Source organism: Nocardiopsis sp. iso_25, assembly GCF_056173305.1.
In genome coordinates, this window is sequence record NZ_CM149667.1 from 5,555,823 (window position 1) to 5,580,567 (window position 24,745).

24 protein-coding genes are annotated in these 24,745 nt (G+C 72.4%); 12 read left to right on the forward strand and 12 right to left on the reverse strand.

The window, feature by feature from the left end; all coding sequences use genetic code 11:
* Positions 1-137 precede the first annotated feature (137 nt).
* Positions 138-1,124: a DsbA family oxidoreductase gene (locus AC0VX6_RS23875; protein ID WP_475466135.1), complete on the reverse strand. Its 987-nt coding sequence runs from the start codon at positions 1,122-1,124 to the stop codon at positions 138-140.
* Positions 1,125-1,197: 73 nt separating this feature from the next.
* Between AC0VX6_RS23875 and AC0VX6_RS23880 the strand changes: the two genes are divergently transcribed.
* Positions 1,198-1,782: a TetR/AcrR family transcriptional regulator gene (locus AC0VX6_RS23880; protein WP_475466136.1), complete on the forward strand. Its 585-nt coding sequence runs from the start codon at positions 1,198-1,200 to the stop codon at positions 1,780-1,782.
* Between the two features lie 257 nt (positions 1,783-2,039).
* Here AC0VX6_RS23880 and AC0VX6_RS23885 read toward each other — a convergent pair whose 3' ends face one another.
* Positions 2,040-3,359 carry an SGNH/GDSL hydrolase family protein gene (locus AC0VX6_RS23885; RefSeq protein WP_475466137.1) on the reverse strand — a complete coding sequence of 440 codons (1,320 nt, stop codon included), beginning with the start codon at positions 3,357-3,359 and terminating at the stop codon, positions 2,040-2,042.
* Between the two features lie 108 nt (positions 3,360-3,467).
* Complete coding sequence (locus tag AC0VX6_RS23890) at positions 3,468-4,484, reverse strand: LacI family DNA-binding transcriptional regulator (RefSeq protein ID WP_212642792.1); 1,017 nt, start codon at positions 4,482-4,484, stop codon at positions 3,468-3,470.
* Positions 4,485-4,647: 163 nt separating this feature from the next.
* Here AC0VX6_RS23890 and AC0VX6_RS23895 point away from each other — a divergent pair, with 163 nt between their 5' ends.
* Positions 4,648-5,817, forward strand: a complete 1,170-nt coding sequence (locus AC0VX6_RS23895; RefSeq protein WP_475466139.1) for an endo-1,4-beta-xylanase — start codon at positions 4,648-4,650, stop codon at positions 5,815-5,817.
* A 79-nt stretch (positions 5,818-5,896) separates the two neighbouring features.
* On the opposite strand, the gene pth is transcribed toward AC0VX6_RS23895, so the two are convergent.
* The 4 genes from pth to glmU all read right to left on the reverse strand — a co-directional run bounded on the left by pth (position 5,897) and on the right by glmU (position 10,334).
* Positions 5,897-6,562 carry an aminoacyl-tRNA hydrolase gene (gene pth / locus AC0VX6_RS23900; RefSeq protein WP_274974747.1) on the reverse strand — a complete coding sequence of 222 codons (666 nt, stop codon included), beginning with the start codon at positions 6,560-6,562 and terminating at the stop codon, positions 5,897-5,899.
* Positions 6,563-6,653: 91 nt separating this feature from the next.
* A complete protein-coding gene (locus AC0VX6_RS23905; RefSeq protein ID WP_274974748.1) occupies positions 6,654-7,277 on the reverse strand; it encodes a 50S ribosomal protein L25/general stress protein Ctc in 624 nt (207 codons plus the stop codon).
* 610 nt (positions 7,278-7,887) lie between these two features.
* Entirely contained in the window at positions 7,888-8,856 is a 969-nt protein-coding gene (locus tag AC0VX6_RS23910; RefSeq protein WP_013154993.1) for a ribose-phosphate diphosphokinase, read from the reverse strand.
* Between the two features lie 17 nt (positions 8,857-8,873).
* Positions 8,874-10,334, reverse strand: coding sequence for a bifunctional UDP-N-acetylglucosamine diphosphorylase/glucosamine-1-phosphate N-acetyltransferase GlmU (gene glmU, locus AC0VX6_RS23915; protein WP_274974749.1), 1,461 nt, complete (start codon positions 10,332-10,334; stop codon positions 8,874-8,876).
* A 569-nt stretch (positions 10,335-10,903) separates the two neighbouring features.
* Here glmU and AC0VX6_RS23920 point away from each other — a divergent pair.
* From AC0VX6_RS23920 to AC0VX6_RS23935, 4 genes are all read left to right on the forward strand, one after another.
* Positions 10,904-11,866 carry an acyl-CoA desaturase gene (locus AC0VX6_RS23920; RefSeq protein WP_475466143.1) on the forward strand — a complete coding sequence of 321 codons (963 nt, stop codon included), beginning with the start codon at positions 10,904-10,906 and terminating at the stop codon, positions 11,864-11,866.
* Positions 11,867-11,880: 14 nt separating this feature from the next.
* Positions 11,881-12,537 (forward strand): TetR family transcriptional regulator, encoded by a 657-nt coding sequence (locus tag AC0VX6_RS23925; RefSeq protein WP_475466144.1) that lies wholly within the window; start codon positions 11,881-11,883, stop codon positions 12,535-12,537.
* Between the two features lie 85 nt (positions 12,538-12,622).
* Entirely contained in the window at positions 12,623-13,132 is a 510-nt protein-coding gene (locus AC0VX6_RS23930; protein WP_274974752.1) for a MarR family winged helix-turn-helix transcriptional regulator, read from the forward strand.
* 254 nt (positions 13,133-13,386) lie between these two features.
* Positions 13,387-14,370, forward strand: a complete 984-nt coding sequence (locus tag AC0VX6_RS23935) for a GDSL-type esterase/lipase family protein (RefSeq protein ID WP_475469434.1) — start codon at positions 13,387-13,389, stop codon at positions 14,368-14,370.
* 64 nt (positions 14,371-14,434) lie between these two features.
* On the opposite strand, the gene AC0VX6_RS23940 is transcribed toward AC0VX6_RS23935, so the two are convergent.
* On the reverse strand, positions 14,435-14,929 hold the full coding sequence (locus tag AC0VX6_RS23940) for a glutathione peroxidase (RefSeq protein WP_475466145.1): 495 nt from the start codon (positions 14,927-14,929) through the stop codon (positions 14,435-14,437).
* A gap of 282 nt (positions 14,930-15,211) precedes the next feature.
* On the opposite strand from AC0VX6_RS23940, the gene AC0VX6_RS23945 reads away from it, so the two are divergent.
* Together AC0VX6_RS23945 and AC0VX6_RS23950 are read left to right on the forward strand one after the other, a co-directional pair.
* Entirely contained in the window at positions 15,212-15,463 is a 252-nt protein-coding gene (locus AC0VX6_RS23945; RefSeq protein WP_475466147.1) for a type II toxin-antitoxin system Phd/YefM family antitoxin, read from the forward strand.
* A complete protein-coding gene (locus AC0VX6_RS23950) occupies positions 15,460-15,720 on the forward strand; it encodes a Txe/YoeB family addiction module toxin (protein ID WP_475466149.1) in 261 nt (86 codons plus the stop codon). The genes AC0VX6_RS23945 and AC0VX6_RS23950 overlap by 4 nt, the downstream gene beginning before the upstream one ends.
* Positions 15,721-15,810: 90 nt before the next feature.
* Here AC0VX6_RS23950 and AC0VX6_RS23955 read toward each other — a convergent pair whose 3' ends face one another.
* Both AC0VX6_RS23955 and AC0VX6_RS23960 read right to left on the reverse strand, forming a co-directional pair.
* Entirely contained in the window at positions 15,811-17,589 is a 1,779-nt protein-coding gene (locus AC0VX6_RS23955) for an ATP-binding cassette domain-containing protein (RefSeq protein ID WP_475466150.1), read from the reverse strand.
* A 70-nt stretch (positions 17,590-17,659) separates the two neighbouring features.
* A complete protein-coding gene (locus tag AC0VX6_RS23960; RefSeq protein ID WP_274978246.1) occupies positions 17,660-18,598 on the reverse strand; it encodes a sugar-binding transcriptional regulator in 939 nt (312 codons plus the stop codon).
* A 177-nt stretch (positions 18,599-18,775) separates the two neighbouring features.
* On the opposite strand from AC0VX6_RS23960, the gene AC0VX6_RS23965 reads away from it, so the two are divergent.
* From AC0VX6_RS23965 to AC0VX6_RS23980, 4 genes are read left to right on the forward strand one after another with little or no spacing between them, the layout of a single operon-like run.
* Positions 18,776-19,777 carry a zinc-dependent alcohol dehydrogenase family protein gene (locus AC0VX6_RS23965; RefSeq protein WP_274974758.1) on the forward strand — a complete coding sequence of 334 codons (1,002 nt, stop codon included), beginning with the start codon at positions 18,776-18,778 and terminating at the stop codon, positions 19,775-19,777.
* Positions 19,778-19,795: 18 nt separating this feature from the next.
* Positions 19,796-21,154, forward strand: coding sequence for an ABC transporter substrate-binding protein (locus AC0VX6_RS23970; protein ID WP_274974759.1), 1,359 nt, complete (start codon positions 19,796-19,798; stop codon positions 21,152-21,154).
* Entirely contained in the window at positions 21,151-22,107 is a 957-nt protein-coding gene (locus AC0VX6_RS23975) for a carbohydrate ABC transporter permease (RefSeq protein WP_274974760.1), read from the forward strand. Before AC0VX6_RS23970 ends, AC0VX6_RS23975 begins: the two co-directional genes overlap by 4 nt.
* A complete protein-coding gene (locus tag AC0VX6_RS23980; protein ID WP_274974761.1) occupies positions 22,104-23,000 on the forward strand; it encodes a carbohydrate ABC transporter permease in 897 nt (298 codons plus the stop codon). The genes AC0VX6_RS23975 and AC0VX6_RS23980 overlap by 4 nt, the downstream gene beginning before the upstream one ends.
* A 120-nt stretch (positions 23,001-23,120) precedes the next feature.
* Here the strand turns inward: AC0VX6_RS23980 and AC0VX6_RS23985 are convergent, their stop codons facing one another.
* Positions 23,121-24,020 (reverse strand): transketolase family protein, encoded by a 900-nt coding sequence (locus AC0VX6_RS23985; protein WP_274974762.1) that lies wholly within the window; start codon positions 24,018-24,020, stop codon positions 23,121-23,123.
* A gap of 9 nt (positions 24,021-24,029) precedes the next feature.
* Entirely contained in the window at positions 24,030-24,734 is a 705-nt protein-coding gene (locus AC0VX6_RS23990; RefSeq protein WP_274974763.1) for a thiamine pyrophosphate-dependent enzyme, read from the reverse strand.
* Positions 24,735-24,745 lie beyond the last annotated feature (11 nt).

A 24,745-nucleotide genomic window follows, 5' to 3' on the forward strand; every position in this document is an offset into this window, starting at 1 on the left:
AAGAAGGCCTGTTCAACACAAGAATGTGTCTGTGCCGAGATCCGCGCGGTCACGCGGAGGTGACCTGATCGGGACGCCGGTGACCGCGCGGGGGGCACAGCCGAAACCCGGGCCGCGCGGACGGCACGCGCAGCGGGTCAGACGTACTCGGGCGCCATGGCGCCGGCCAGGCGCAGGTGCGGTCCGGCCAGCTCCCGCTCCCCCTGGCGCTGGAGCGTGCGGCCCAGGAGCAGGCGCGCGTACGCGTCGTCCGGGCTCCGCGCCACCATCTCCTCCAGGGTGCGGCGGGCACGGCCCAGCTGCGCCGAGCGGTAGTAGGCGCGTGCGGCGAGCAGGCACACGTTCCGGTCGGCGGCGTGCTCGCCGAGCATCGGCCGGAGCAGGGCGAGCGCGCCGAGGGGGTCTCCCCGCTCCAGCAGGGACTCCGCCTGGCGGAAGCGCTCGACCTCCTCGGGGAGTCGGCGCGGGGCGTGCCCGGCGGCCGCGGTCAGGAAGTCGCGGATGGCGTCGGGGTGCCGGGCACCCTCCAGGGCCCTGCCGTTGACCACCAGGGTCGGGGAGGTGCGCACGCCCGTGGCCCTGCCGCGCAGGAGGAGTTCGCGGACCTCCTCCTCCCCTGAGCCCGCGGCCAGGAGGCGTCCGCCGTCGGGAAACCCGGCCTCGCGGGCGACGCGGTCCAGCGTCCCGGCGGAACCGATGTCCCCGGCCTCGGTGAAGTGGGCGCGCAGGACGCCCTCGGCGACGGCGCCCTGGAGTCCGGGGCCGCCGGTCTCCAGGGCCAGGGCCAGGAGGCGGTGGGAGTCGTGGCTGCTGACCCTCCACGCCGCGCCCCACCGGGGACCGAGCCCCTCGGCCGCGGCGGCCTCGGCCACCCGGGCGCGGTTCTGGTCCGGGGTGAGGCCGGGCGCGCAGGCCCGCAGGGCGGTGTCCACGCGGGGGTCGCGCAGCAGGGGGTCCAGGGGCTCGGCCGCGGCCGGGGCGGCGGGGTCGATCCGGTAGGGACGCCAGACCACCTCGGCCTCCTCGCGGAGCGCGTCGTCGAGCCCGGCGAGCGCCCGCTCCAGGCGCCGCTTGCCGATGTACGTCCAGGGGCAGACCGTGTCGGCCCAGATCTCGATCCTCATGGGGACAACATAAACGACGCCCGTTGCTTAAACAACATGTGTTCCTGAGATACAGGTGTCGTACACTGCCTCCGTGAACCCCGACGACCCCCGTGTCCAGCGCACCCGCGAGCGCCTGCGCACCGCCCTGCTGACACTGACCGCGGAGAGCCCGTCCGGCGCGGTCACGGTCTCCACCGTGGCCAGGCGGGCCGGGGTCAACCGCGCGACCGTCTACCAGCACTACGCCGACCTGGACGCGCTGGTCGCCGACGCCATGGAGAGCGCCGTCGCGCACGTGGCGCGCTGCGCGGCACTGTGCCCGCTGGACGCGCCCCGCGACCGGGCTCCGCGGCCGCTGGTGGAACTGTTCGGCCACGTGGCGGACAGCGCGGTGCTCTACCGCCGGATGCTGTCGGACCACGGCAGCGCCCGCTTCACGAACCGGCTGCGGGGACGGCTCGCCGAGGAGCTGGCCACGCGGTTCGCGCGGGGGGCGCGGCCGCCCGGGTTCGACGACGTGCCGGTGCGCACGCACGCCGCCTACCTGGCGGGGGCGCTGGTCGGCGTGATCGCCGACTGGGTCGGTGTGGGGGAGGCCTCGGAGGCGGAGGGGACGGAGGGGGCCGCCGCGCCGGAGGAGGCCGCGCTGGCCTTCTGGCGCCTGGTGCGCGGCTGAGGCGGGCCCGTACCCGGTCCGGCTAGGGTCTGTTTTTTGAACCGGTCTCAGCTTGTGGGGGGTTGGTTCGGGCGCCCACGGGGTTCTGGAGGGGCCGGAGACGGGTTCCAGTGGGGGAACTGCGCCGTAGGCGTCGTTTGAGGGTGGTGGTGGGCGACGGGTGGGCACGAGCGAACCCGTCGTAGGCGCCGAAGGTTCCCGTTCTCCGGGCGCCCGAACACGGACCGAAGCGGAGCGGAGGTCCAAAAAAACACTGCCTAGCCCTCCGGGTCCGGGCGGAAGAGCCGGGTCGGCACGGCGTCGGCCATGGCTGCCATACCGGCGTCGTTGGGGTGCAGGCCGTCGCCGCTGTCGTAGGCGGGCAGCAGGCTCCGCGGGTCGTCCGGGTCGCGCGTCACCTCGTCGAAGTCGATGACCGCGTCGTACTCCCCGCTCGTGCGGATCCACGCGTTGACCGCCTGGCGCTTGGCCTCGTTCTCCTCGGTGTGGAACCCGAGGGTGTCGCCCCGGAACGGCAGGATGGTGCCCCCGTAGACCCGCAGCCCGGCCGCGCGGGCGCGGGCGATGATCTGGCGGTGGGCGCCGATGACCTCCTCGGCCGTGACGGTCTCCGACACCGGGGCCACGGTTCCGGGGTGGCCCAGGTCGTTGACCCCCAGCAGGACGATGACGTGGCCTACGCCGGGCTGGGCCAGCACGTCCCGGTCGAAACGGCGCAGGGCGCTCTGCCCGAAGAAGGCCGCGAAGTCCTCGGCGTCGCCGCCCTCGGGCGGGTTGGGGTCGTGGAGCAGGCGGTTGCCCCCGATCCCGGAGTTGAGCACGCCGGTGTGCGGCAGGCGCCGGGCGAGCAGGTCCGGCCACCGGTGGTTGGCGTTGACCTCGGTCTCGGAGCCGTCGGTGATGGAGTCGCCCAGGGCCACGACCGCGTCGGCGAGCCGTGTGCGCGACCGCACGCTGACCCCCGACAGGAAGTGCCACTGGGTGAGCGTGCGGGTCGCCTCGACGGACGCGTCGCCGGTGACGTCGCCCGCGGCCACCGCGTTCTCCTGGAAGGAGGAGGCGTGCAGGGTGGTGACCGGCGTCTCCTCCGGCAGGTGGATGCTCACGACCAGGTCGGAGCGGGCGGGCAGTTCCAGCGGCACCGGGTCGCTGACCAGGGGGGCGCCCGCCGGGACGGTCACCGACGTACGGCCGCCGAAGGTGACGGTGCGGTCGGTGGCCGGGTCGATGTCGGTACCCGAGGCGCCCGCGCGCAGGGCCACGTGCACCCGGCCCACGCGCAGGGCGCTCTCCCCGAACTCGTTGGTCAGGCGCAGGCGCAGCCGGTCGCCGCCGACGCTGGTACGCACGACCTGTCGGACGGTCTCGTCGCGCAGGACCGGGGTGGCCGTGGCGGGCGCGGCGGTGGGCGCGGCCGCCCAGGTGCCGACCCAGTTCACGGCGTCGGGCTCCGGTTCGGCGGCGGCGCCGGTGGCGTTCCAGCCGCCGAGCAGGAGCAGTGTGCCGGCCATGGCGACGGCCAGGCCCCGCCGGGCGCGGGTGGGGGACGCGGTCTTTCCTCGGGGGGTGGTGGTCACGCTGGTCTCCTTGGTGCGGAGCCTGGGGGATTTCCGGAATATTCCGGCGAAATCAGCCTAAGGAGAGCCGCACGGGGGTGTCAACGCCGACACCCCTCCCCGCGCCCCTCACGGAGGCGGGGCGGTGCTGTCGCGCACGACGAGTTCGGTGGCCAGCTCGACCCGCGGGCTCTCGATGGTCTCGCGCTGCACCAGGCGGTGCACGGTGCGCACCGCGAGCCTGCCCATGTCCGACAGCGGCTGGCGCACGGTGGTCAGGGACGGCGAGGACCAGCGCGCCTCGGGCAGGTCGTCGAAGCCGACCACGCTGACGTCGGCGGGCACCCGCAGGCCGCGGCGGCGCAGCGCCTCGTAGACGCCCAGCGCCATCTGGTCGCTGGCCGCGAACACGGCCGTGGGCGGTTCGGCGAGGTCGAACAGCCGCTCGCCCGCCCGGAAGCCGGACTCGTAGCCGAACTCCCCCGGCACGACCAGCTCGTCGTCGACCGCGAGCCCCGCCGTCTCCAGGCCCGCCCGGTAGCCGTCGAGCCGGGCCCGGCTGCACCACAGCTCGGGGCGCCCGGCGACGAAGGCGATGCGCCGGTGGCCGAGGTGGATCAGGTGCTCGGTCGCGCTGAGGCCCCCGGCCCAGTTGGTGACGCCGACCGTGGGGGTGTCCAGGTCCGGGACGCCGACCGGGTCCACGACCACGGCGGGCACGTGCAGCTCCCGCAGCTCCTCGCGCAGCTCGGGGTCCAGGTCCGTGGTCACGAGGATCGCCCCGTCGGTGGCGCGCGAGCGCACGTTCTCCAGCCACTGGCGGGTGGAGCTGACCCGGCGGTGGATGGCCGACACCACGATGCCGGTCCCGCTCTCGTGCGCGGCGTCCTCCACCCCGCGGATGATCTCGACGGCCCACGGGCTGTCCAGGTCGTTGAAGACGAGGTCGAGCAGGCCGACGCGCTCCCGGGGCCGGCCCCCGCGGCGCCGGTAGCCGTGGGCGCGGATCAGGCTCTCCACGCGCTCGCGCGTGGCGGGGGCGACGTCGCCCCGGCCGTTGAGCACGCGCGAGACCGTCGGCGCGGAGACGCCCGCCTCCTCGGCGATGGCGGAGATCGTGACGTCTCGGGACGGGGTGTCGGACATGGTCCTCCTTCGTGCTCACCCAGAGTACGAGCACAGCTGGCGGGGCGACAGCGCCGAGACGGGATCTTGACGCTGCGCCCGGCGACGACCTAGGGTCCATTGACCTTCATATTTTACGGAACTTTCCGGAAGTTCCGTCGGTCGCCAGATCGGAGTTCCCCCCATGAAGCCGCTCCGCCTCGTCACCGCCGTCCTCGCCGCGACGGCGCTGGCGGTCCCCCTGGCCGCCCCCGCGGCCGCCGCACCCGGGCACGACCACGGCGGCGGCCACCGGCCGCCGCACCACCACCGGCACGACGCGAAACCGGGCACGCTGCGCTGGGCCGCGCCCGACGGCCTGGTCATCGGCACCGCCGTCGCGGGCGGCGGGCACCACGTGGACCAGGACTACCCCGACCCCTTCACCTCGGACCGGCGCTACCGCCGCATCCTGGCCCGGGAGTTCAGCTCGGTCTCCCCCGAGAACCAGATGAAGTGGGAGTACATCCACCCCGAGCCGGGCGAGTACGCGTTCGGGATGGCCGACAGGATCGTGGACTTCGCCGAGCGCAACGGCCAGGACGTGCGCGGGCACACCCTGCTGTGGCACAGCCAGAACCCGGCGTGGCTGGAGGAGGGGGACTTCACCGACGAGGAGCTGCGCGAGATCCTGCACGACCACATCACCACCGTCGTCGGCCGCTACGAGGGCCGGATCTCGCAGTGGGACGTGGCCAACGAGATCTTCGACGAGTCGGGGGAGCTGCGCACCGGGGACAACATCTGGATCCGCGAACTCGGACCGGGGATCATCGCCGACGCCTTCCGCTGGGCGCACGAGGCCGACCCCTCGGCGGAGCTGTACTTCAACGACTACGGCGTCGAGGACGTCAACGCCAAGAGCGACGCCTACCACGCACTGGTCCAGGAGCTGCTGGCGGACGGCGTGCCGGTGCACGGGTTCTCCGCCCAGGTGCACCTGAGCATGCGGTACGGCTTCCCGTCCGGTCTGGAGGAGAACCTCCGGCGCTTCGACGACCTCGGCCTGGGCACGGCGCTGACCGAGGTGGACGTGCGCATGGCGGTGCCCGAGGGCGGGGAACCCACCGGGGAGCAGCTGGAGCGGCAGGCCGACTACTACGGTCAGGCTCTGGAGGCCTGCCTGGCGGTGGAGGGCTGCGACTCCTTCACCATCTGGGGCTTCACCGACAAGTACTCGTGGGTGCCGGTGTTCTTCGAGGGCGAGGGAGCGGCGACCGTCATGGACGGCGACTTCGACCGCAAGCCCGCCTACTTCACCCTGAGGTCGCTCCTGCGGGAGGCCGGGGACGACGGGCCGGGCCGCGGCCGGTAGCCGGGTACCGCGCCCGTCGCCTCGCCCGTCGGCGCCGTTCCCGCGCCGACGGGCGAGGCGCCGCACGTCCCCGCGGGGGTCAGGCGGCGGTGTGGTAGATGTTCTGCGCCCGGCCCAGGCCCTCGGTGAGCACCGTGCGCACCGCGTCGGCCGCGCGTTCGACGTTGAGGTCGAGTTCGGCCCGCTCGGTGGAGGAGAAGTCCTTGAGCACGTACGCGGCCGGGTCCATCCGGCCCGGCGGGCGGCCCACCCCGAAGCGCACGCGGATGTAGTCCGGGCTGGCCAGGGACGAGGTCATCGACTTCAGGCCGTTGTGCCCGCCCGGCCCGCCGCCCTTCTTGAGCTTGAGCGCGCCGAAGTCGATGTCCATCTCGTCGTGCACCACGACGATCCGCTCGACCGGGACCTTGTAGAAGCGGGCCAGGCCGGAGACCGGGCCGCCCGACAGGTTCATGAAGCTGCGCGGCTTGGCCAGCACCACGGGGACGCCGTCCAGGCGGGTCTCCACCACCTCGGCGTGCGCCTTGTGCGCCTTCCAGCGCTCGCCGCCCGCGAGCGCCTCCACCACCAGGAATCCGGCGTTGTGCCTGTTCCCGGCGTACTTGGGCCCGGGATTGCCCAGCCCCACGACGAGCCAGCGCTCGGTATCGGCCATGTCCTCGTTCTCTCCGCCGACGCTTGCGTCCCCGGCGCCGCGCGCGCCGGAGCCCCTGCCGCCGAACAGCCTGCCCCACCAGTTGCCCATGGGGCACGACCCTACCGGGACGGCGGCTGACACGACGGACGCGCGGCCCCTGTCGGGAGACCGCGCGTCGCCGTGTGTGGCCTGTGACCGCCTACTCGGCGGCGGCCTCCTGGGCGGCCTCGTCGCCCTCGCCCTCGGCGGCCTGGGCGGCCTCCTCGCTGGTCTCCGGCTCCTCCTCCACGCGCGGGGCGGAGACGGTGAGCAGGATGGCCTCGGGGTCGGTGACCAGGGCGACGCCGGAGGGCAGCTTGACGTCGGCGGCGGTCGGGGTGGCGCCGATCTCCAGGTCCTCGACGACGAACTCGACGCCCTCGGGGATGTGGGTGGCCTCGGCCTCGACGGCCACGGTGACGAGCTCCTGGGTGAGCACACCCGGGGCCTTGACCTCACCGATCAGGTTGACCGGGATCTCGACCTCGACCTTCTCGCCCTTGGAGACGACCAGCAGGTCGATGTGCTCCAGGAAGCCCTTGATGGCGTCGCGCTGCACGCTCTTGGGCAGGGCGAGGTTGTCCTTGTCCAGGCCGTCGAGGCGGATCAGGACGTTGGGGGTCTTCAGGGCGAGCATGAGGTCGTGGCCCGGCAGGTTCAGGTGGCGGGGCTCGGTGCCGTGGCCGTAGAGGACGGCCGGCACCTTACCCGCGCGGCGGGCGCGACGAGAGGCGCCCTTGCCGAATTCCGTGCGGGGCTCGGCAGCGATACGTACCTCGGACACGACAAAACTCCTCGGGTTCAACCCCGCAGAACGGGGAACACGGCTCCAGTAGCACGAACGATTCCCGCCCTCGGCGGGGAATGCGGCGGGGACTGCCCTCAGGCAGGGACGCGACCGCCCTGGTTCCAGGCGTGCCCGGCGAGCCGTCACCGGACCCGCCCGGCCCGGGAACGCTCGTCGCGCACCCCTGCCCGCCTTCCGAACGCAGCCTTCTTAGGGCTCCGCCTGGGCACGGGGACACTCGGTCAAGTCTAATGGCTTCGCCGACGACTCCGAACATGGCCCGCGATTCCCTCCCCGGTCCGGACAAGCCCCCAGAGAAACCCGCCGGCCGGGCGGCCTCCGCGCTAACGCCCGGGAGGGGCACGACCGGCGGCGGACGCGGCCCGGGGCCCTCCAGACGGCCGTCGGGCCCCGGGGACGCGGTCCGGGCCCGTCCGACCCGGAAAGCGCCGGTCAGCGCGCTGGAGAGCGTCTGCGCCGCCCCGGACCGCGCCCTGCCCGCCGGGCGCGGTCCGGAGGCGGGCCGCGAACGACGGGGACCTCCCGCGGCGGCCCGGCGGGGCGGCCTCGGGAGGTCCCGGGCGGGGGGACGCGCGTCCCCCGACGTCTACTCGAACAGGCTCGTGACCGAGCCGTCGGTGAAGACCTCGCTGATGGCGCGGGCCACCAGCGGCGCGATCGAGAGCTGGGTCAGCTTCTCGAAGGAGCGCTCCTCCGGAACGGGCAGCGAGTTGGTGATGACCACCTCGGAGATCCGCGAGTTCTGGAGGCGCTCGGCGGCCGGACCGGACAGCACGCCGTGCGTGGCGGCCACCAGGACCTTGGCCGCGCCCTGCTCGAACAGGGCCTCGGAGGCCTTGACGATGGTGCCGCCGGTGTCGATCATGTCGTCCACCAGCACGCAGACGCGGCCCTTGACCTCGCCGACGACCTCGTGCACCCGGACCTGGTTGGCCACGTCCGGGTCGCGGCGCTTGTGGATGATCGCCAGCGGGGCGCCGAGGCGGTCCGCCCAGCGGTCGGCGGTGCGCACCCGGCCCGCGTCCGGGGAGACCACGGTGATCTCGGACTGGTCGACCCGGCCGGCGATGTGGTCGGCCAGTATCGGCAGCGCGAACAGGTGGTCCACCGGGCCGTCGAAGAAGCCCTGGATCTGGTCCGTGTGCAGGTCGACGGCCATCATCCGGTCCGCGCCCGCGGTGCGGAACAGGTCGGTCATGAGGCGGGCCGAGATGGGCTCGCGACCGCGGTGCTTCTTGTCCTGGCGGGCGTAGCCGAAGAACGGGGTCACCACGGTGATCCTCTTGGCGGACGCGCGCTTGAGCGCGTCCACCATGATCAGCTGCTCCATGATCGACTCGTTGATCGGGTCGGAGTGGCACTGGATGACGAACGCGTCCGAACCGCGCACCGACTCCAGGTAGCGGACGAAGATCTCACCGTTGGCGAAGGTGTCGAACCGGGTGGGGACCACGTCGATCCCCAGTTCCTTCGCGACCTCCTCGGCCAGGCTCGGGTGCGTGCGCCCCGAGAAGAGCATCAGGTTCTTCTGGCCGGTGGCCTTCATCCCGGTCACGTGTTTCTCCCCCACAGTCACTGCTTGTCGTCGGCTCTGTGCCGATCGGCCTGCTCCGCCGCCTCGGCGGAGGGCGTGCCCGGGCGCTTGCGCCGGGTCCAGCCCTCGACGTTGCGCTGGCGGTGCCCCTCGGAAACGGCGAGGGCACCGGGCGGCACGTCGTCGCGGACCACGGTCCCCGCCCCGGAGTAGGCGCCGTCGCCCACGCGGACCGGTGCGACGATGGTGTTGTCGCTGCCGATCCTGACGTGGTCGCCGATGACGCTCCGGGACTTGTTGACCCCGTCGTAGTTGACGAACACCGAGGAGCAGCCGATGTTGCTGCCCACGCCGATGTCCGCGTCGCCCACGTAGGTCAGGTGCGGGATCTTGGACTCGGCGCCAACGTTCGAGTTCTTGACCTCGACGAAGGCTCCGGCCTTGGACCGCTCGGCCAGGCGGGTGCCCGGCCGCAGGTAGGTGTAGGGGCCGACGGAGGCCCCGGGGCCGATCTCGGCCCGGTCCGCCGTGGTCTCGCGCACCGTGGCGCCCGCGCCGACGACCGTGTCCCTCAGGTCCGCGCGGGGGCCGACCACGGCGTCCTCGCCGACGGAGGTGGCGCCCAGTAGCCGGGTACCCGGTTCGATCACGGTGTCGCGGCCGATGGTGACCCGGGCGTCCACCCAGGTGGTGGCGGGGTCCACGACGGTGACCCCGGCGAGCATGTGCTCGTTGACCAGCCGGTCGTTGAGGACGCGGCGGGCCTCGGAGAGCTGGACGCGGTTGTTGACGCCCTGGACCTCGTGCCAGTCGTCCGCCGCCCAGGCGCCGACCCGGTGGCCGTCGCCGCGCAGCAGGGAGACCGCGTCGGTCACGTACTCCTCGCCCTTGGCGTTGTCGGTGGACAGGCGCTGGACGACCTCGGACAGCAGGGCGCCGTCGAAGGCGTACATGCCCGAGTTGATCTCGTCGATCGCGTGCTGCTCGGGGGTGGCGTCGGCGTGCTCGACGATGCCGGTGAAGTCGCCGTCGGCGTCGCGGACGATGCGGCCGTAACCGTGGGGGTCGGGTACGCGCGCGGAGAGCACCGTGACGGCGTTGCCCTCCTCGTCGTGGGCCGCGACGAGCTCCGCGAGCGTGGAACCGCGCAGGAGGGGGGTGTCGCCGCAGGTCAGGACCACGGTGCCGCTGAGCTTGACGCCCTTGGCGGCCAGGTCCTCGATCGCCATGCGCACGGCGTGGCCGGTGCCGTTCTGCTCCTCCTGGACCGCGGTGGCGGCCTGGGGGGCGATCTCCTCCAGATGGGATCTGACCTGCTCACGCGCGTGGCCGACGACCACGACCGCGTGCTGGGGGTCGAGTTCCCGCGCCGCCGCGAGCACGTGGCCGAGCATGCTGCGGCCGTTGAGTTCGTGGAGGACCTTGGGAAGCTTCGACTTCATTCGGGTGCCCTCGCCCGCCGCGAGGACGATGACGGCAGCCGGACGGTTCACGCTCACTGAGGAGTCCCTCGTGGTAGCTGGTGGCTGAGATGTCGGCTCACCCCTCGGCGGCGCGACCCGCATGCCGCACGGGCGGCCGTCGGATGACCAGCGGCCGACATGGGAAGGATACATGTGCGTCACCGGCGCCCCACGGGCGCGTGACGCGGGGGTGAGCGGCGGTTGGCCGTGCCGCGCCTGTGGCGGCGGTTTCCGGAGGCTCGGTGTGAGATGCGCCGCTCCGGATGGGTATGTCCGTATCCACGGGGACGCGCGGCGCGCGGGGAAACGCGCGGGTGCGCGTGAGGACGCCGGAAGGGCTCCCGGACCAGGGCTCGAACCTGGACGATGGGGACCAAAACCCCACATGCTGCCGATTACATCATCCGGGAACGCGCGGGGTGGACCACGCCACCCGTGCGCCAGCCACCAACATAGCGCCTTTCCCGGAGGGCTTGCCAAACCTACGGCATCGTAGGTTACGGTTACGTAGGAATAGGTTGGGTCGTCGCGGCGGTCACTTCGGTGTCGTTCGGACGCCGCCCTGACCACGACGACGACCGACTGCCCGACAGCGAGGAAGAACCATGACCGCTGCTCCCGAGCTACCGACCGAGAAGACAGAGCCCAAGCGCGAGGCGATCCCCGAGTACGAGCCCGAGCTGCGCGGCAAGGCCGAGCGGTACACGGTCTTCGCGTTCGTGTTCGTGCCGCTGATCGCCCTGCTGGCCTCGCTGCCCTTCTTCTGGGGCTGGGGCCTGACCCTGACCGACGTCGCCATCGCCTCGGTCTTCTACCTGATCAGCGGCCTGGGCATCACGGTGGGCTTCCACCGCCACTTCACGCACGGCTCGTTCAAGGCCAAGCGCCCGCTGCGCATCGCGCTCGCGGTCGCCGGTTCGCTGGCCATCGAGGGCAGCGTCATCAAGTGGGTGGCCGACCACCGCCGCCACCACAAGTACGCCGACGCCGAGGGCGACCCGCACTCGCCGTGGCGCTTCGGCGACGACTGGAAGTCGGTCGCCAAGGGCCTGTACTACGCGCACATGGCGTGGATGTACCTGGACGACAAGAAGACCTCGCCGCGCCGCTTCGCGCCCGACCTGCTCAAGGACAAGGACATCGTCCTGGTCGACAAGCTGTTCGTGCCGATCGTGCTCTTCTCCCTGGGCGCCCCGGCGCTCATCGGCGGCCTGGTCACCATGTCCTGGTGGGGCGCGTTCACCGCCTTCTTCTGGGCCAGCCTGGTCCGCGTCGCGCTGCTGCACCACGTCACCTGGTCGATCAACTCCATCTGCCACACCATCGGCGAGGAGAACTTCGAGGTGCGCGACCGCTCCCGCAACGTGTGGTGGCTGGCCATCCCGTCCTTCGGCGAGTCCTGGCACAACCTGCACCACGCCGACCCGACCTGCGCCCGCCACGGCGTGCTCAAGGGCCAGATCGACATCTCCGCCCGCGTCATCTGGTTCTTCGAGAAGTTCGGCTGGGCCTCCAAGGTCCGCTGGCCCAACAACGAACGACTCGCCGCCAAGCGGGTCAGCGTCTAGGATCGGTAGCCATCATGGGAGCAGCCGACAGCGATCAGAGGATCCGTGTGCGCCGCAAGCGCATGACGGGCAAGGAGCGTCGGCAACAGCTCGTGGAGATCGGACGGGAGCTGTTCGCCGAACGCGGGTTCGACGCGGCCTCCGTCGAGGAGATCGCCGCGCGGGCCGGTGTGTCCAAACCCGTGGTGTACGAGCACTTCGGCGGCAAGGAGGGCATCTACGCGGTCGTGGTCGACCGCGAGATGCGCACCCTCCTGGCGATGATGGGCGAGGCCCTCTCCGCCGACGGCGCCCGGAGCAAGATCGAGAACGCGGCCCTGGCCCTGCTGCGGTACGTGGAGGAGAACACCGTGGGGTTCCGGGTGCTGACCCGGGACTCGCACGCGGCCTCCGGCACGGGAAGCTTCGCCAGCCTGCTCAACGACATCGCCAGCCAGGTCGAGCACATCATGGTCGACGAGTTCGCCGAACGGGGTTACGACCCGGCGCTCGCCCCCATGTACGCCCAGGCCCTGGTGGGGATGTGGGCCCTGACCGGCCAGTGGTGGCTGGAGGTGCGCAGGCCCAAGCGCGAGGTGGTCGCCGCGCACCTGGTCAACCTGGCCTGGAACGGGCTGTCGAGCCTGGAGCCGAAGCCGAGGCTGAGCCCTGGCAAGCGCGGGACGGGCTGACGCCGGAAGGTCCTCTCGACCTGTGGGGCGGGTGTGCACGGCATACCCGCCCCACTATCTTGATGTCAAGAGATAAGCTGTCCCCATGCGCGATGAGGTGGATGGGCTGATCGAGGCGTGGCGCTCCGAACGCCCCGACGTGGACGTGACGCCGCTGGAGGTGTTCAGCCGGGTGTCGCGGCTCGCGCGCCACCTGGACCGCGCCCGGCGCACCGTCTTCACCGAGCACGACCTGGAGCCCTGGGAGTTCGACGTGCTCGCCGAACTGCGCCGCTCCGGACCCCCGTACGAGCTGAGCCCCGGACGGCTCCTGCGCGCCACCCTGGTGACCTCGGGGACCATGACCAACCGGGTGGACCGGCTGGCCGCGGCCGGGCTCGTGCGGCGCCGCCCCGACCCCGCCGACAAGCGCGGGGTGCTGGTCCGGCTGACCGAGCAGGGCGCCGAGCGCATCGACGCGGCCCTCAGGTCGCTCCTGAGCTACGAGGAGACCCTGCTGGCGCCGATGGCCGACGGCGACCGCGAACAGCTGGCATCGTTACTGAGACGCCTCCTGGCGCCCCTCGACAGGGGCCCCGACGCGCAGCAGGGCTAGGCACCGGGCGGGACCCGTCTCCCACCGGGGTCCGGACGTCCGCACCGGCGGGGCGGGCGCGCGGGAGGTCGCCGCCGTCTCCGCCGAACGGGTCCGCTGACCGGCGCGTACTCCTCCCCCGCCCCCCGAAGGCGGGCCCGCCTCCGTGTGTCGGACGCCGCACGGCCGCACCGCGTGAGAACCGCGCGTCCCGGGGTAGTGCAGCCCCGGTACGCGCAGTCGATCGTTCGGGGGGACACGTGCGGGTCCGTTGGATGGCCGCGGCGGCCGCGGCCGTGCTGGTCGCGGGGTGCTCGGGCAGCGGTGGCGGGGGCGCTGACGGCGGGGGCGCCGAGGACGGCGGGGCGGACCCAGGCGGCCGCTACCTGTCGCTGGGCGACTCGATCAGCGTGGGCGTGCAGCCCGACGAGAACGGCAGACCGGTGGAGACCTCAGAGGGCTACACCGACGTCCTGTACCGCACTCTGAAGGAGGAGCGCCCGGGGCTGCGGCACGAGCGGATGGGGTGCGCGGGCGAGGACACCACCACCTTCACGGAGGGCGGGCTGCCCGGCTGCGACCCGCGCTACGAGCACGGCTCGCAGCTGGAGGAGGCCGAGGCCTTCCTGGCCGGGCACGAGGGCGAGGTGGACCTGGTGACGCTGACCATCGGCGCCAACAACTTCACCCGCTGCGTGCGGGGGATCAACACCCCCGAGGGGCAGGCCCCCGACTCCGGGGACGTGGACATCGACCGCGCGTGCGTGGAGGGGGGCCTGGACCGGCTCCGGGAGGAGACCCCCGAGATCGCCGAGCGGCTGCGCGAGGCGGCGGGGCCGGACACGCAGATCATCGGGATGACCTACTACAACCCGTTCCTGGCCTTCCTGCTGCTGGACGGGGACCCCGCCCAGCAGGCGACCGCGGCGGCGGAGGAGGCCGAGGAGCTCTTCCCCGAGACCGAGGCGCGCGGGGGTCTGGCCGAGGAGGCGGTGGACATCCTGCTGGAGGTCAACGGGACGATCGCCGAGGCCTACCGGGCGGAGGGGATCGACGTGGCGGAGGTGGACGCGGTCTTCGAGTCCACCAATCAGGAGGTGCCCCGGGGCAGTGAGACCGGGCTGCCCGCCAACCTCCAGAACGTCTGCGATCTGACGTGGATGTGCCACGGCGAGCGGGGCCCGGACATCCACCCCAACGAGGAGGGCGCGCGCGAGATCGCCGCCGTCTTCGCCCGGCAGGTGGACCGGGCCGAGTGACCCGGCCGGACCCGGCGGCCGCGTTCGGGGCGGGCCGCCGGGGGGCGGGCGGGGGCGGCTCCGGCTACCCCGCGTCGCCGGGGAGCGCCTTCTCGATGAGCGCGGTGACCCTGGGGTCGTCGGGCTCGGTCGAGCTGCGGAAGCGGTGCACGGCGCCGTCGGGGAGGACGAGGAACTTCTCGAAGTTCCACTTGACCTTCCCGGCCTTGCCGTCCTCGTCCTCGGCGGAGGAGAGCGCCGCGTAGAGCGGGTGCTGCTGCCTGCCGTTGACCCTGGCCTTGGCCGTCATGGGGAAGGTGACGCCCCAGGTGGCCGAGCAGTACTCGGCGATCTTCTCCTCGCTGCCGAACTCCTGGAGGAACTGGTTGCTGGGCACGCCGAGCACGGTGAAGCCCCGGTCGCCGTACTGGTGCTGGAGCTTCTCCAGCCGCTCGTACTGCGGGGTGTAGCCGCAGCGCGAGGCGACGTTGACCACCAGCCTCACCTTGCCGGACCACTCGCCGAACGTCGTCTCGCGTCCGTCGATCAGGGTCACCGGGATCTCGTCCAGGTCGCTCATCCGCGTCCATCTCCTTGCTTGCCGGGGCGCCGACGCCCACCGCGCGGCGCGGTGCTTCACGACGTATTCGGAGCACGCGCCGCCGTGGCTCGGATTCTTTCTCAGGAAAGGGTCCCGGTCCAGCCGCGCCGTCCGCGCACCGCGCCTCCGCGCGGGCCGTTCCGACGTACTCGTGGACAACCGTCCCGCCTCCCATGGATGTCCCAGGACAATGTCCAGCACCGACGTACGCAATCTTGTACGATGAGAACTCCTTGTACGTCACAGCACTGGAGGCCGGACGTGAAGACGATGAGCTACTCGGAGTCCCGTGCCAACTACGCGGCCACGCTCGACTCCGTCGTCGACGACCGCGAGGAGGTGGTGATCACCAGAGCCGGACACGAGCCCGTGGTCATGATGGCGCTGTCGGAGTACGAGACCCTCAAGGAGACCGCCTACCTCCTCCGCAGCTCGGAGAACGCGCGGCGCCTGGTCACCGCCATCGAGGAGCTCGAGTCCGACCAGGGCATGGAACGGGACCTGGCCGAATGAGACTCGTCTGGGCACAGAGCGCGTGGGAGGACTACGTCTGGTGGCAGGGACAGGACCACAGGATCCTCAAACGCATCAATGCCCTGATCAAGGACATCGACCGCAACGGAAACGACGGTATGGGCAAACCCGAGCCGCTGCGGCACGGTTTCCAGGGCTACTGGTCCCGTCGCATCACCGACGAACACCGGCTGGTGCACAAGATCAGCGGGGATGAGATCCGGATAGCCGCCTGCCGCTACCACTACGGGAAGTGACGGCCGGGGCCGGCGTCCGCGCCCTCGAAGCCGAACGCCCGGCCGGGGTGCTCCGGCCGGGCGTCCTTCGCGGTCAGGCTCGCCGCGGCCTCACTCCCCGACGAGTTCGGCCTGCTCCAGCCAGACCTCCTCCAGCTCCCCGCGCTCGACGGCCAGGGCCTTGGCCTCGGCGTCGAGTTCGGCGAGCCGGGTGTAGTCCTCGGCCGCGGCGGCCATCAGCTCGTGCAGCTCCCCCTCGCGCTTGGCGATGCGGTCCATGCGCCGCTCGACGCGCTGCATCTCCTTCTGCGCGGCGCGCCGCTCGGCCGCGGACACCGCGGGCCCCTCCGCCGGGGCCTGGGCCGCGGCGGTCTCGGAGGCGCCCAGCGGCACGGTGGCCTCGCCCGCGCTGGCCGCGCGGCGCTGGAGGTACTCGTCCACGCCGCCGGGCAGGAAGGCCAGGCCGCCGTCGCCCATCAGGGCCAGCACGCGGTCGGTGATGCGCTCCAGGAAGTACCGGTCGTGGCTGACCAGCACCAGGGACCCGGGCCAGCCGTCGAGCAGGTCCTCCAGCTCGGTGAGGGTCTCGATGTCCAGGTCGTTGGTGGGCTCGTCCAGCAGCAGCACGTTGGGCTCGTCCATGAGCAGGCGCAGCAGCTGGAGGCGGCGGCGCTCACCGCCGGACAGGTCGCCGATCGGGGTCCACTGGCGCTCCCCGCGGAACCCGAACCGCTCCAGCATCTGGCTGGCGGTGTAGTCGCGCTTGCCGATGGTGATGTGCTCGCGCACGTCCATGACCGCCTGGAGGGGTCGGGCGGCGGGGTCGAGTTCGGCGACGTTCTGGGACAGGTGGGCGAGCTTGACGGTCCGGCCGGTGCGCACGGTGCCGGAGTCGGGTTCGCGCTCCCCGGCCAGGACCTTGAGCAGGGTGGACTTGCCCGCGCCGTTGACCCCGACCAGGCCGACCCGGTCGCCGGGGCCCAGCTGCCAGGTGAGGTGGTCGAGCAGGGTCCGGTCGGGGACGGCCACCGACACGTTCTTGAGGTCGATGACGGTCTTGCCGAGCCGGGAGCTGGCGAACTTGACCAGTTCGACGGTGTCGCGGGGCGGCGGCTCGTCGGCGATGAGCTGGTTGGCCGCCTCGATGCGGAACTTGGGCTTGGAGGTGCGCGCCGGGGCGCCGCGGCGCAGCCAGGCCAGCTCCTTGCGCATGAGGTTCTGGCGGCGCTCCTCGGACGCGGCGGCCTGGCGCTCGCGCTCGGCCTTGGCCAGGACGTAGGCGGCGTAGCCGCCCTCGTAGCGCTCGACCGCGCCGCGCCCGACCTCCCAGGTGCGGGTGGTGACGGCGTCCAGGAACCAGCGGTCGTGGGTGACGACCACGAGCGCCTCGGGACGGGCGCGCAGGTGCTCGGCGAGCCAGGCGATGCCCTCGATGTCGAGGTGGTTGGTGGGCTCGTCCAGGACGATGAGGTCGTGGTCGTCCACCAGGAGCCGGGCCAGGCCGGAGCGGCGGCGCTCGCCGCCGGAGAGGCCGCTCATGGGGGTGTCCAGGGCCCAGCCGCCGAGGAGTCCGCGCAGGATGTCGCGGACGCGGGCGTCGCCCGCCCACTCGTGCTCGGCCCGGTCGCCCAGGACGAACTCCCCGACCGTGGAGTCGGGGAAGGTGTCGCGCTGGTGCAGGAAGCCGATGCGCAGCCCGCGGTTGTGCACCACCCGCCCGGAGTCGGGTTCGGTGATGCCCGAGAGCACGGAGATGAGCGTGGACTTGCCGCCGCCGTTGCGGCCGACGACGCCGATGCGCTCACCCTCGTCGACGCCGAGCGACACCTTGTCGAGGAGTACGAGCGGCCCGTAGGCCAGGGACACGTCCTGAAGATTGACCAGATTCATCACTGTCCATTGTGGCGGCAGTGCCGTGGTGCGCTGACCGCCGCCGCTCCCCCGGGGCGGCGGCCGGTCCTCACTCCGCCTCCGGCTGCTCCCCGTCGAGCAGCAGCCGGGCCACGGAGTCGTCCGTCACCAGCGTGGACACCAGGCCGCTGCGCAGCGCGGCGCCGATCGCCCTGGCCTTGGCCTCGTCCCCGGCTCCGGCGACCGCCACCACCTCGGGCACCCGGCGCAGCTGGTCCGCCCGGACGCTGATGACCCTCTCGTCCAGGTCGGAGTGCACCTGGCGCCCGTCGGCGTCGAACAGCTGGGCGGACATCTCCGCGCGCACGCCCAGCGCGGTGTACCTGGCCCGCGAGTCCGGGTCCAGCGCCTGGAAGACGGTCGAGTTGCGCTCGTCCCAGCCCCCGATGGCCACCACGGCCGTCGTGAGGCGGTCGAAGTGCGCGAACGCGGAGGCGATGCCCGGGTCGGCGCGCAGCGTCGCCGCCGTCGCGGCGTCCGGCAGGATGAGCGGCGCGTAGATCGGGTACGCGGGTCCGCCCGAGAGCGCGGCCGCCCGGCGCACGGTCTCGACCGATCCGCCGCCCTCCGCCTGCTCGGACAGCACGCCGTTGAGCTGCACCACCGTGCAGCGGGGCAGGTCGACCATGTCCAGGCCCATCAGCTGGAGCGACCTGCTCCAGGCCAGCCCCAGCACCTCGTCGGGCCGCACGATCTCCGACAGCAGCCGCGCCGCCACCGACCCCAGCGCCCGGCGCGTGTCCCGCGGGTCCTCCAGGGCGTCCACGACGATCGCCCGGCGCAGGCCGAAGGCCGCGCGCATGCGCTCGGACAGCTCCCCGTCCAGCCGGGCGGGCAGGCGGATGTCGATGCGCACGATCCCGCTGCTGCGGGCGGCCTCCAGGTCCCGGGCGACCTTGAACCTGCTCAGGCCGAACTCCTCGGCGATCTCCACCTTGGACCGCCCGTCCAGGTAGAACCTGCGGGCGATGGCGGCGAGCCGCACCATCTCCGCGGGGCCGCTGGGGGCCGTCTCCTGAACCTCACCACGCTGATCGCTCATACGTGCAGGAGTGTACTCGAATGTGCCCGATCCATTGACAGCGCGTTTCCGATGGGAGTTCAATGTTCGAAACATATGTGACTCACGTCGCTCACATGAGCGTCCAACAGGAGGTTCCCAACCGTGCGTGCCGCCATCATCACCGAACCGGGCTCCGTCACCGTGGGGGACCGCCCCGACCCGCACCCCGCCGCCGACGGCGTGGTGGTCCGGGTCGGCGCCTGCGGGATCTGCGGGACGGACCTGCACATCGCCGACGGCGAGTTCCCGCCCAGCCCCTACCCGCTGGTGCCCGGGCACGAGTTCGCCGGAACGGTCACGGCCGTCGGCGAGAACGCCCCGGGGGACCTGCGCCCGGGCGACCGGGTGGCCGTGGACCCCTCCCTGTTCTGCGGGCACTGCGAGTACTGCCGCGCCGGACGGGGCAACCTGTGCGCCAACTGGGGCGCGATCGGCGACACCGTGGACGGCGCGTTCGCCGAGTACGTGGCCGTCCCCGCCGCCAACTGCTACCGCCTGCCCGACTCGGTGAGCATGCGCGAGGGCGCCCTGGTCGAGCCGCTCTCGTGCGCGGTCCACGGCGTCCGGCGCATCGGGGTGGAGAACGGCGAGCGCTTCCTGGTGGTGGGCGCCGGGACCATGGGCCTGCTCCTCCAGCAGCTGTTGCAGAACTCCGGCGCCCGCGTGACCGTGGTCGACCGCAACACCCGCCGCCTGGCCATCGCCGCCGACCTCGGCGCCGCCGCCACCGCGACGGACACCTCCGAGCTGGGCGACGAGCGCTTCGACGCCGCGGTGGACGTCACCGGCGCGCCCCCGGCCATCGAGGCGGCCTTCGACTCGCTGAGGCGGGGAGGGCGCCTGCTGGTCTTCGGTGTCGCCGACGAGGCCGCCCGCGTGGCGCTGTCGCCGTTCCGGATCTACAACGACGAGATCACCGTCGTGGGCTCCATGGCCGTGCTGAACAGCTACGGGGCGGCCGTGGACCTCATCAGCGCCGGGGCCGTGCGCACCGCTCCGCTGCTCACCGACGCCCTGCCCCTGGAGAAGTTCCCCGAGGCGCTGGCCATGATGCGCGCGGGCACCGGGGTGAAGGTCCAGATCGTCCCCGACGAGACCGCCTGACCCGGGAAGGCAGCGAACGTGCACACCACCTACGCCGTCCGGGCGACCGCCGTGGCCGCCTCCGGACTGCTGCTCACCGGGTGCGCCGGAATGGGCGCGCTCTCCTCCGAGGACGGCACCGTCCGGCTGACCGTCGCGATCGTGTCCAACCCGCAGATGCAGGACGCGATCTCGCTGGAGTCGCAGTTCCGCGAGGAGCACCCCGGCATCGGGATCGACTTCGTGTCCCTGCCGGAGAACGAGGCCCGCGCCAAGATCACCACCTCCGTGGCGACCGGCGGGGGCGAGTTCGACGTCGTCATGATCAGCAACTACGAGACCCGCCAGTGGGCCGAGTACGGCTGGCTGGAGAACCTGCAGCCCTCCATCGACGCCGCCGAGGGCTACGACCACGAGGACTTCATCCCCTCCATCCGCGAGGACCTGTCCTACGAGGGCGACATGTACTCGGTGCCCTTCTACGGCGAGTCCTCCTTCCTCGCCTACCGGAAGGACCTGTTCGAGGAGGCCGGCGTGGAGATGCCGGAGAACCCCACCTGGGAGGAGGTGGCGGACCTGGCCGCGGAGCTCGACGGCGTGGAGCCGGGGGTCTCGGGGATCTGCCTGCGCGGCCTCGCGGGCTGGGGCGAGGTGCTGAGCCCCTTCAACAGCCTCCTGAACACCTTCGGCGGGCGCTGGTACGACGAGGACTGGAACGCCGAGATCGACTCCCCCGAGTTCCGGCGCGCGGCCGAGTTCTACGTGGACCTGGCGCGCGAGCACGGCCAGCCGGGCGCCGCCAACAGCGGGTTCGGGGACTGCCTGAACCGCTACTCCCAGGGCCGCGCGGCCATGTTCTACGACTCCACCTCCATGGTCAGCACCATCGAGGACCCGGACTCCGCGACCGTGGCCGGGCTCAACGGCTACGCGGCGGCGCCGGTGGCCGAGACCGACTACGGCGGCTGGCTCTACACCTGGGCGCTGGGCATCCCCTCCACCTCCGAGCACAAGGAGGAGGCGTGGGCGTTCCTGGAGTGGATGACCGACAAGGACTACGTCCGCACCGTCGCCGAGGAGTACGGCTGGCAGCGGGTGCCGCCCGGCAACCGGCTCTCCACGTTCGAGGTACCCGAGTACCAGGAGGTGGCGGGAGCCTACGCCGATCCGATGCTCCAGGGCATCCAGGAGGCGGACCCCGAGGACCCGGGCACGCGTCCGGTCCCCTACGAGGGCATCGGCTTCCTCGCCATCCCCGAGTTCCAGGACCTGGGCACCCGGGTCAGCCAGCAGCTGAGCGCGGCCATAGCCGGGCAGATCACCGTCGAGCAGGCGCTCGAACAGAGCCAGGAGTACGCCGAGGTCGTCGGTGAGACCTACAAGGAGGACGACCGATGAGCGCTGTGACCGCGCCCGCGCGCGAGGCGCCCGCGGCGACGACGCCGCCCGAGCGGCCGAGGCGGGGCCGCGGCGAGGGCGGATGGGCCCGCCGGGCCCCGCTGCTGCCCGCCCTGGTGTTCATGCTGGTCGTCACCCAGCTGCCGTTCCTGGCGACGGTCGTGTACTCGCTGCGCTCGTGGAACCTGCTGCGGCCGGACTCCCAGGCGTGGGTGGGCCTGGCCAACTACGCGGCGGTCTTCACCGACCGGCAGTTCCTGGGCGCGGCGGCGAACACGGTGCTGATCACCGCCTCCTGCGTCGTGGTGGCGATGCTGCTGGGCATCGGACTGGCGCTGCTGCTGGACCGGAAGTTCCGGGGGCGCGGCGTGGTGCGCACGCTCGTCATCACCCCGTTCCTGATCCTGCCCGTGGCCACGGCCCTGCTGTGGAAGCACATCATGCTGGAGCCGGTGTTCGGCCTGGTGAACTTCGTGCTGTCGCCGTTCGGGGTCGAGTCGTTCGACTGGGTCTCCCAGGCGCCCGTGTTCTCCGTGGTGGCCGCGCTGGTCTGGCAGTGGACGCCGTTCATGATGCTGCTGGTGCTGGCGGGACTCCAGAGCCAGGGCGGTGACGTGCTGGAGGCGGGCCAGGTCGACGGCGCGTCCCGGTGGCAGATGTTCGCCTGGATCACCCTGCCGCACCTGCGCCGCTACATCGAGCTGGGCGTGCTGCTGGGGTCGGTCTACGTGGTGAACACCTTCGACACGATCTACATGATGACCCAGGGCGGGCCGGGCACCGCGAGCTCCAACCTGCCCTTCTACGTCTACCAGCGGACCTTCCTCGGGTTCGACATCGGCCAGTCCGCGGCCATGGGCGTCGTGGTGGTGGTCGGCACCATCATCGTGGCGACGCTGGCCCTGCGGCTGATCTTCCGCACGTTCATGAACGCACAGGAGGTGAGCTCGTGACCGCCCGAGCCCCCGAACGCCCCGCGGGCGCCGGAGGCGGCGCCGTCGCCGCACGCGCGCCGCGCGAGGCCCGCCGCTCCCGGGCACGGCTGGGCAGCGCCGCCCTGACCGCGTTCACGTGGGCCGTGGGACTGGTCTTCGTGTTCCCGGTGCTGTGGCTGGTGCTGACCGCGTTCAAGGAGGAGAACCAGGCCGCGACCGACCCGCCGACGCTCTTCTTCCAGCCGACGCTGGACCGGTTCACCACCGTCCTGGGCGCGGACTTCCTGCCGTACCTGGGCAACTCGATGATCGCCACCCTGGCGTCCACGCTCCTGGTGCTGCTGCTCGGGCTGCCCGCCGCCTACGCGCTGTCGGTGGCCCCGGTCAAGCGGACCCAGGACGTGCTGTTCTTCTTCATCTCGACGAAGATGCTGCCGGTGGTGGCGGTCGTGGTGCCGATCTACGTCGCCGCCTCGCAGCTGTCGATGCTGGACAACGTGTGGACCCTGGTGGTGCTGTACACGGCGATGAACCTGCCCATCGCGGTGTGGATGCTGCGGTCGTTCTTCCTGGAGGTGCCCAAGGCGATCGTGGAGGCGGCCCGGGTGGAGGGCGCCGGGCTGGCGCGCGTGCTGTGGTCGGTGATGATGCCGGTGATGGCCCCGGGCATCGCGGCGACCGCGCTGATCTGCATGATCTTCGCCTGGAACGAGTTCTTCTTCGCCGTCAACCTGACCGCCGCACGGGCCGCGACCGTCCCGGTGTTCCTGACCGGCTTCATCACGAGCGAGGGGTTGTTCGTGGCGCAGCTGGCGGCGGCGGCCGTCATGGCCTCGCTGCCCATCGTGGTGATCGGCTGGACGGCCCAGCGCCAGCTCGTGCGCGGCCTGTCGATGGGCGCCGTCAAGTAACGGACCCGAGGGGCGCCCGGGGCCGCACCACGCAGGGCCCCGGGCGGGTCCGGGTGATCGTCCCGCCCGCCGCGGCGGCGGGCGGGTCACACGGGAGGGCCGGTCACACCGGCAAGCGGGTCACACGAGGAAGAACGCACGGGCGGACTTGGCGATGCCCTCGGTGTCCAGCCCGTGCTCCCGGGCGTGCTGCGCCGGGGTCCCGTAGGCGCGCACCTCGCGGTCCCGCGCCACGCCCAGGCCGAGCTGGCGGTGGCGCCGGTCGGCCAGCGCCGCGGCGACCTCGTGCGCCGAGGTCCCGCTCAGGTAGGGCTCCACCACCAGCACGTCGGCGTTGCCCGCCGCGCCGACGAGCGCGCTCAGCCCCTCGCGGTCGAAGGGGCGCACGGTGGCCGTGTAGGCGACCGTCACGTCCAGGTCTGCGGTGGCCTCCAGCACCCGGTCCAGCATCGGCCCGACCGCCACCACCACCCCGGCCGAGCGCGGCGAGCCCGTGCGCACGACGCCGAGGCGTCCGTCCAGCGGCATCGCCGCGCGGTTGGCGGTCCCCGACAGGCGCACGTACACGCGGTCCTCGCCGGGCAGGGCGGCCTCCAGGGCGGCGTGCACCTCGTCGGGGTGCCCCGGCGCGTACACGGTCCACCCCGGCAGGGTGTCCAGCAGGGCCACGTCGCCGGGCGCCTGGTGGGTGCGCCCCTCCTCCGCGGCGTCGTAGGAGCCGCCGATGCTCACCAGGACGGCGCCCACGCCCTGGTGGCCCAGGTCCAGCTTGAGCTGTTCGAAGGGCCGCTCCACCAGGAACGGCGCGTAGCTGTGCACGACCGGGCGCATCCCGGTCAGGGCCAGTCCCCCGGCCACTCCGATCATGGCCTGCTCCCGGATGCCCACGTCGATCACCCGGCCGGGGTGCCGGGCGGCGGCGCCGCGGAACATGCCCGCGGAGATGGCGGCCAGGACGACGGTCAGGCGCGGGTCGGTGTCCATGGCCCGGTTGACGGTGGCGGCGAAGGTGTCACGCATGGGGCTCTCCTAGGAACGGACGCGGGCGACGACGGCCAGCGGCCGTCCGGGGTGGGGGCGGGTGAGCGCGCCGTACAGGGCGTCGTGGTCGCGTCCGGAGACGTCGCGGGCCTCCCAGCCCTCGATCCCGAAGCGGGCGCCGATCCCGCCCGGCCACCCGTGGCTGGCCGAGGCGTTGTCCACGGCGACGACGGTGAGGTTGTCCACACCGAGCCGTCCGGCGACCGCGATGGCCTCGTGGTTGCTGCCCTCGTCGAGTTCGCCGTCGCCGACGAGCACCACGACGCGGGGTTCGGTCCCGTCGGGGCGGCGGATCCCCTGGGCGCGCAGGCCGAGCGCGCTGCCCAACCCCAGGGGCAGTCCGTGGCCGAGCGACCCGCTGCCGATCTCCGCCCCCGGGACGAGCAGCCGGTCCGGGTGGTGGCCGAGCGGCGAGTCGAAGGCGGTCCATCCGCGCAGCGTCGGCACGTCCAGGAAGCCCTTGGCCGCGAGCACGGCGTAGAAGGCGGCGGGTCCGTGCCCCTTGGAGAGCAGGAAGCGGTCCCGGGCCGGGTCGTCGGCGGTGTCGGGGGTGACCGACAGCACGCGGTCGTAGAGCACCCACACGATGTCGAGCGTGGAGTGGGCCGCTCCGTTGTGCTTCTCGTCACCCTCCATGAGTCCGATGAGGGCAGGCAGGTCGGCGTAGCGCGAGAGGGCGGTTGCGGTGGTCATGTCCACCAGTG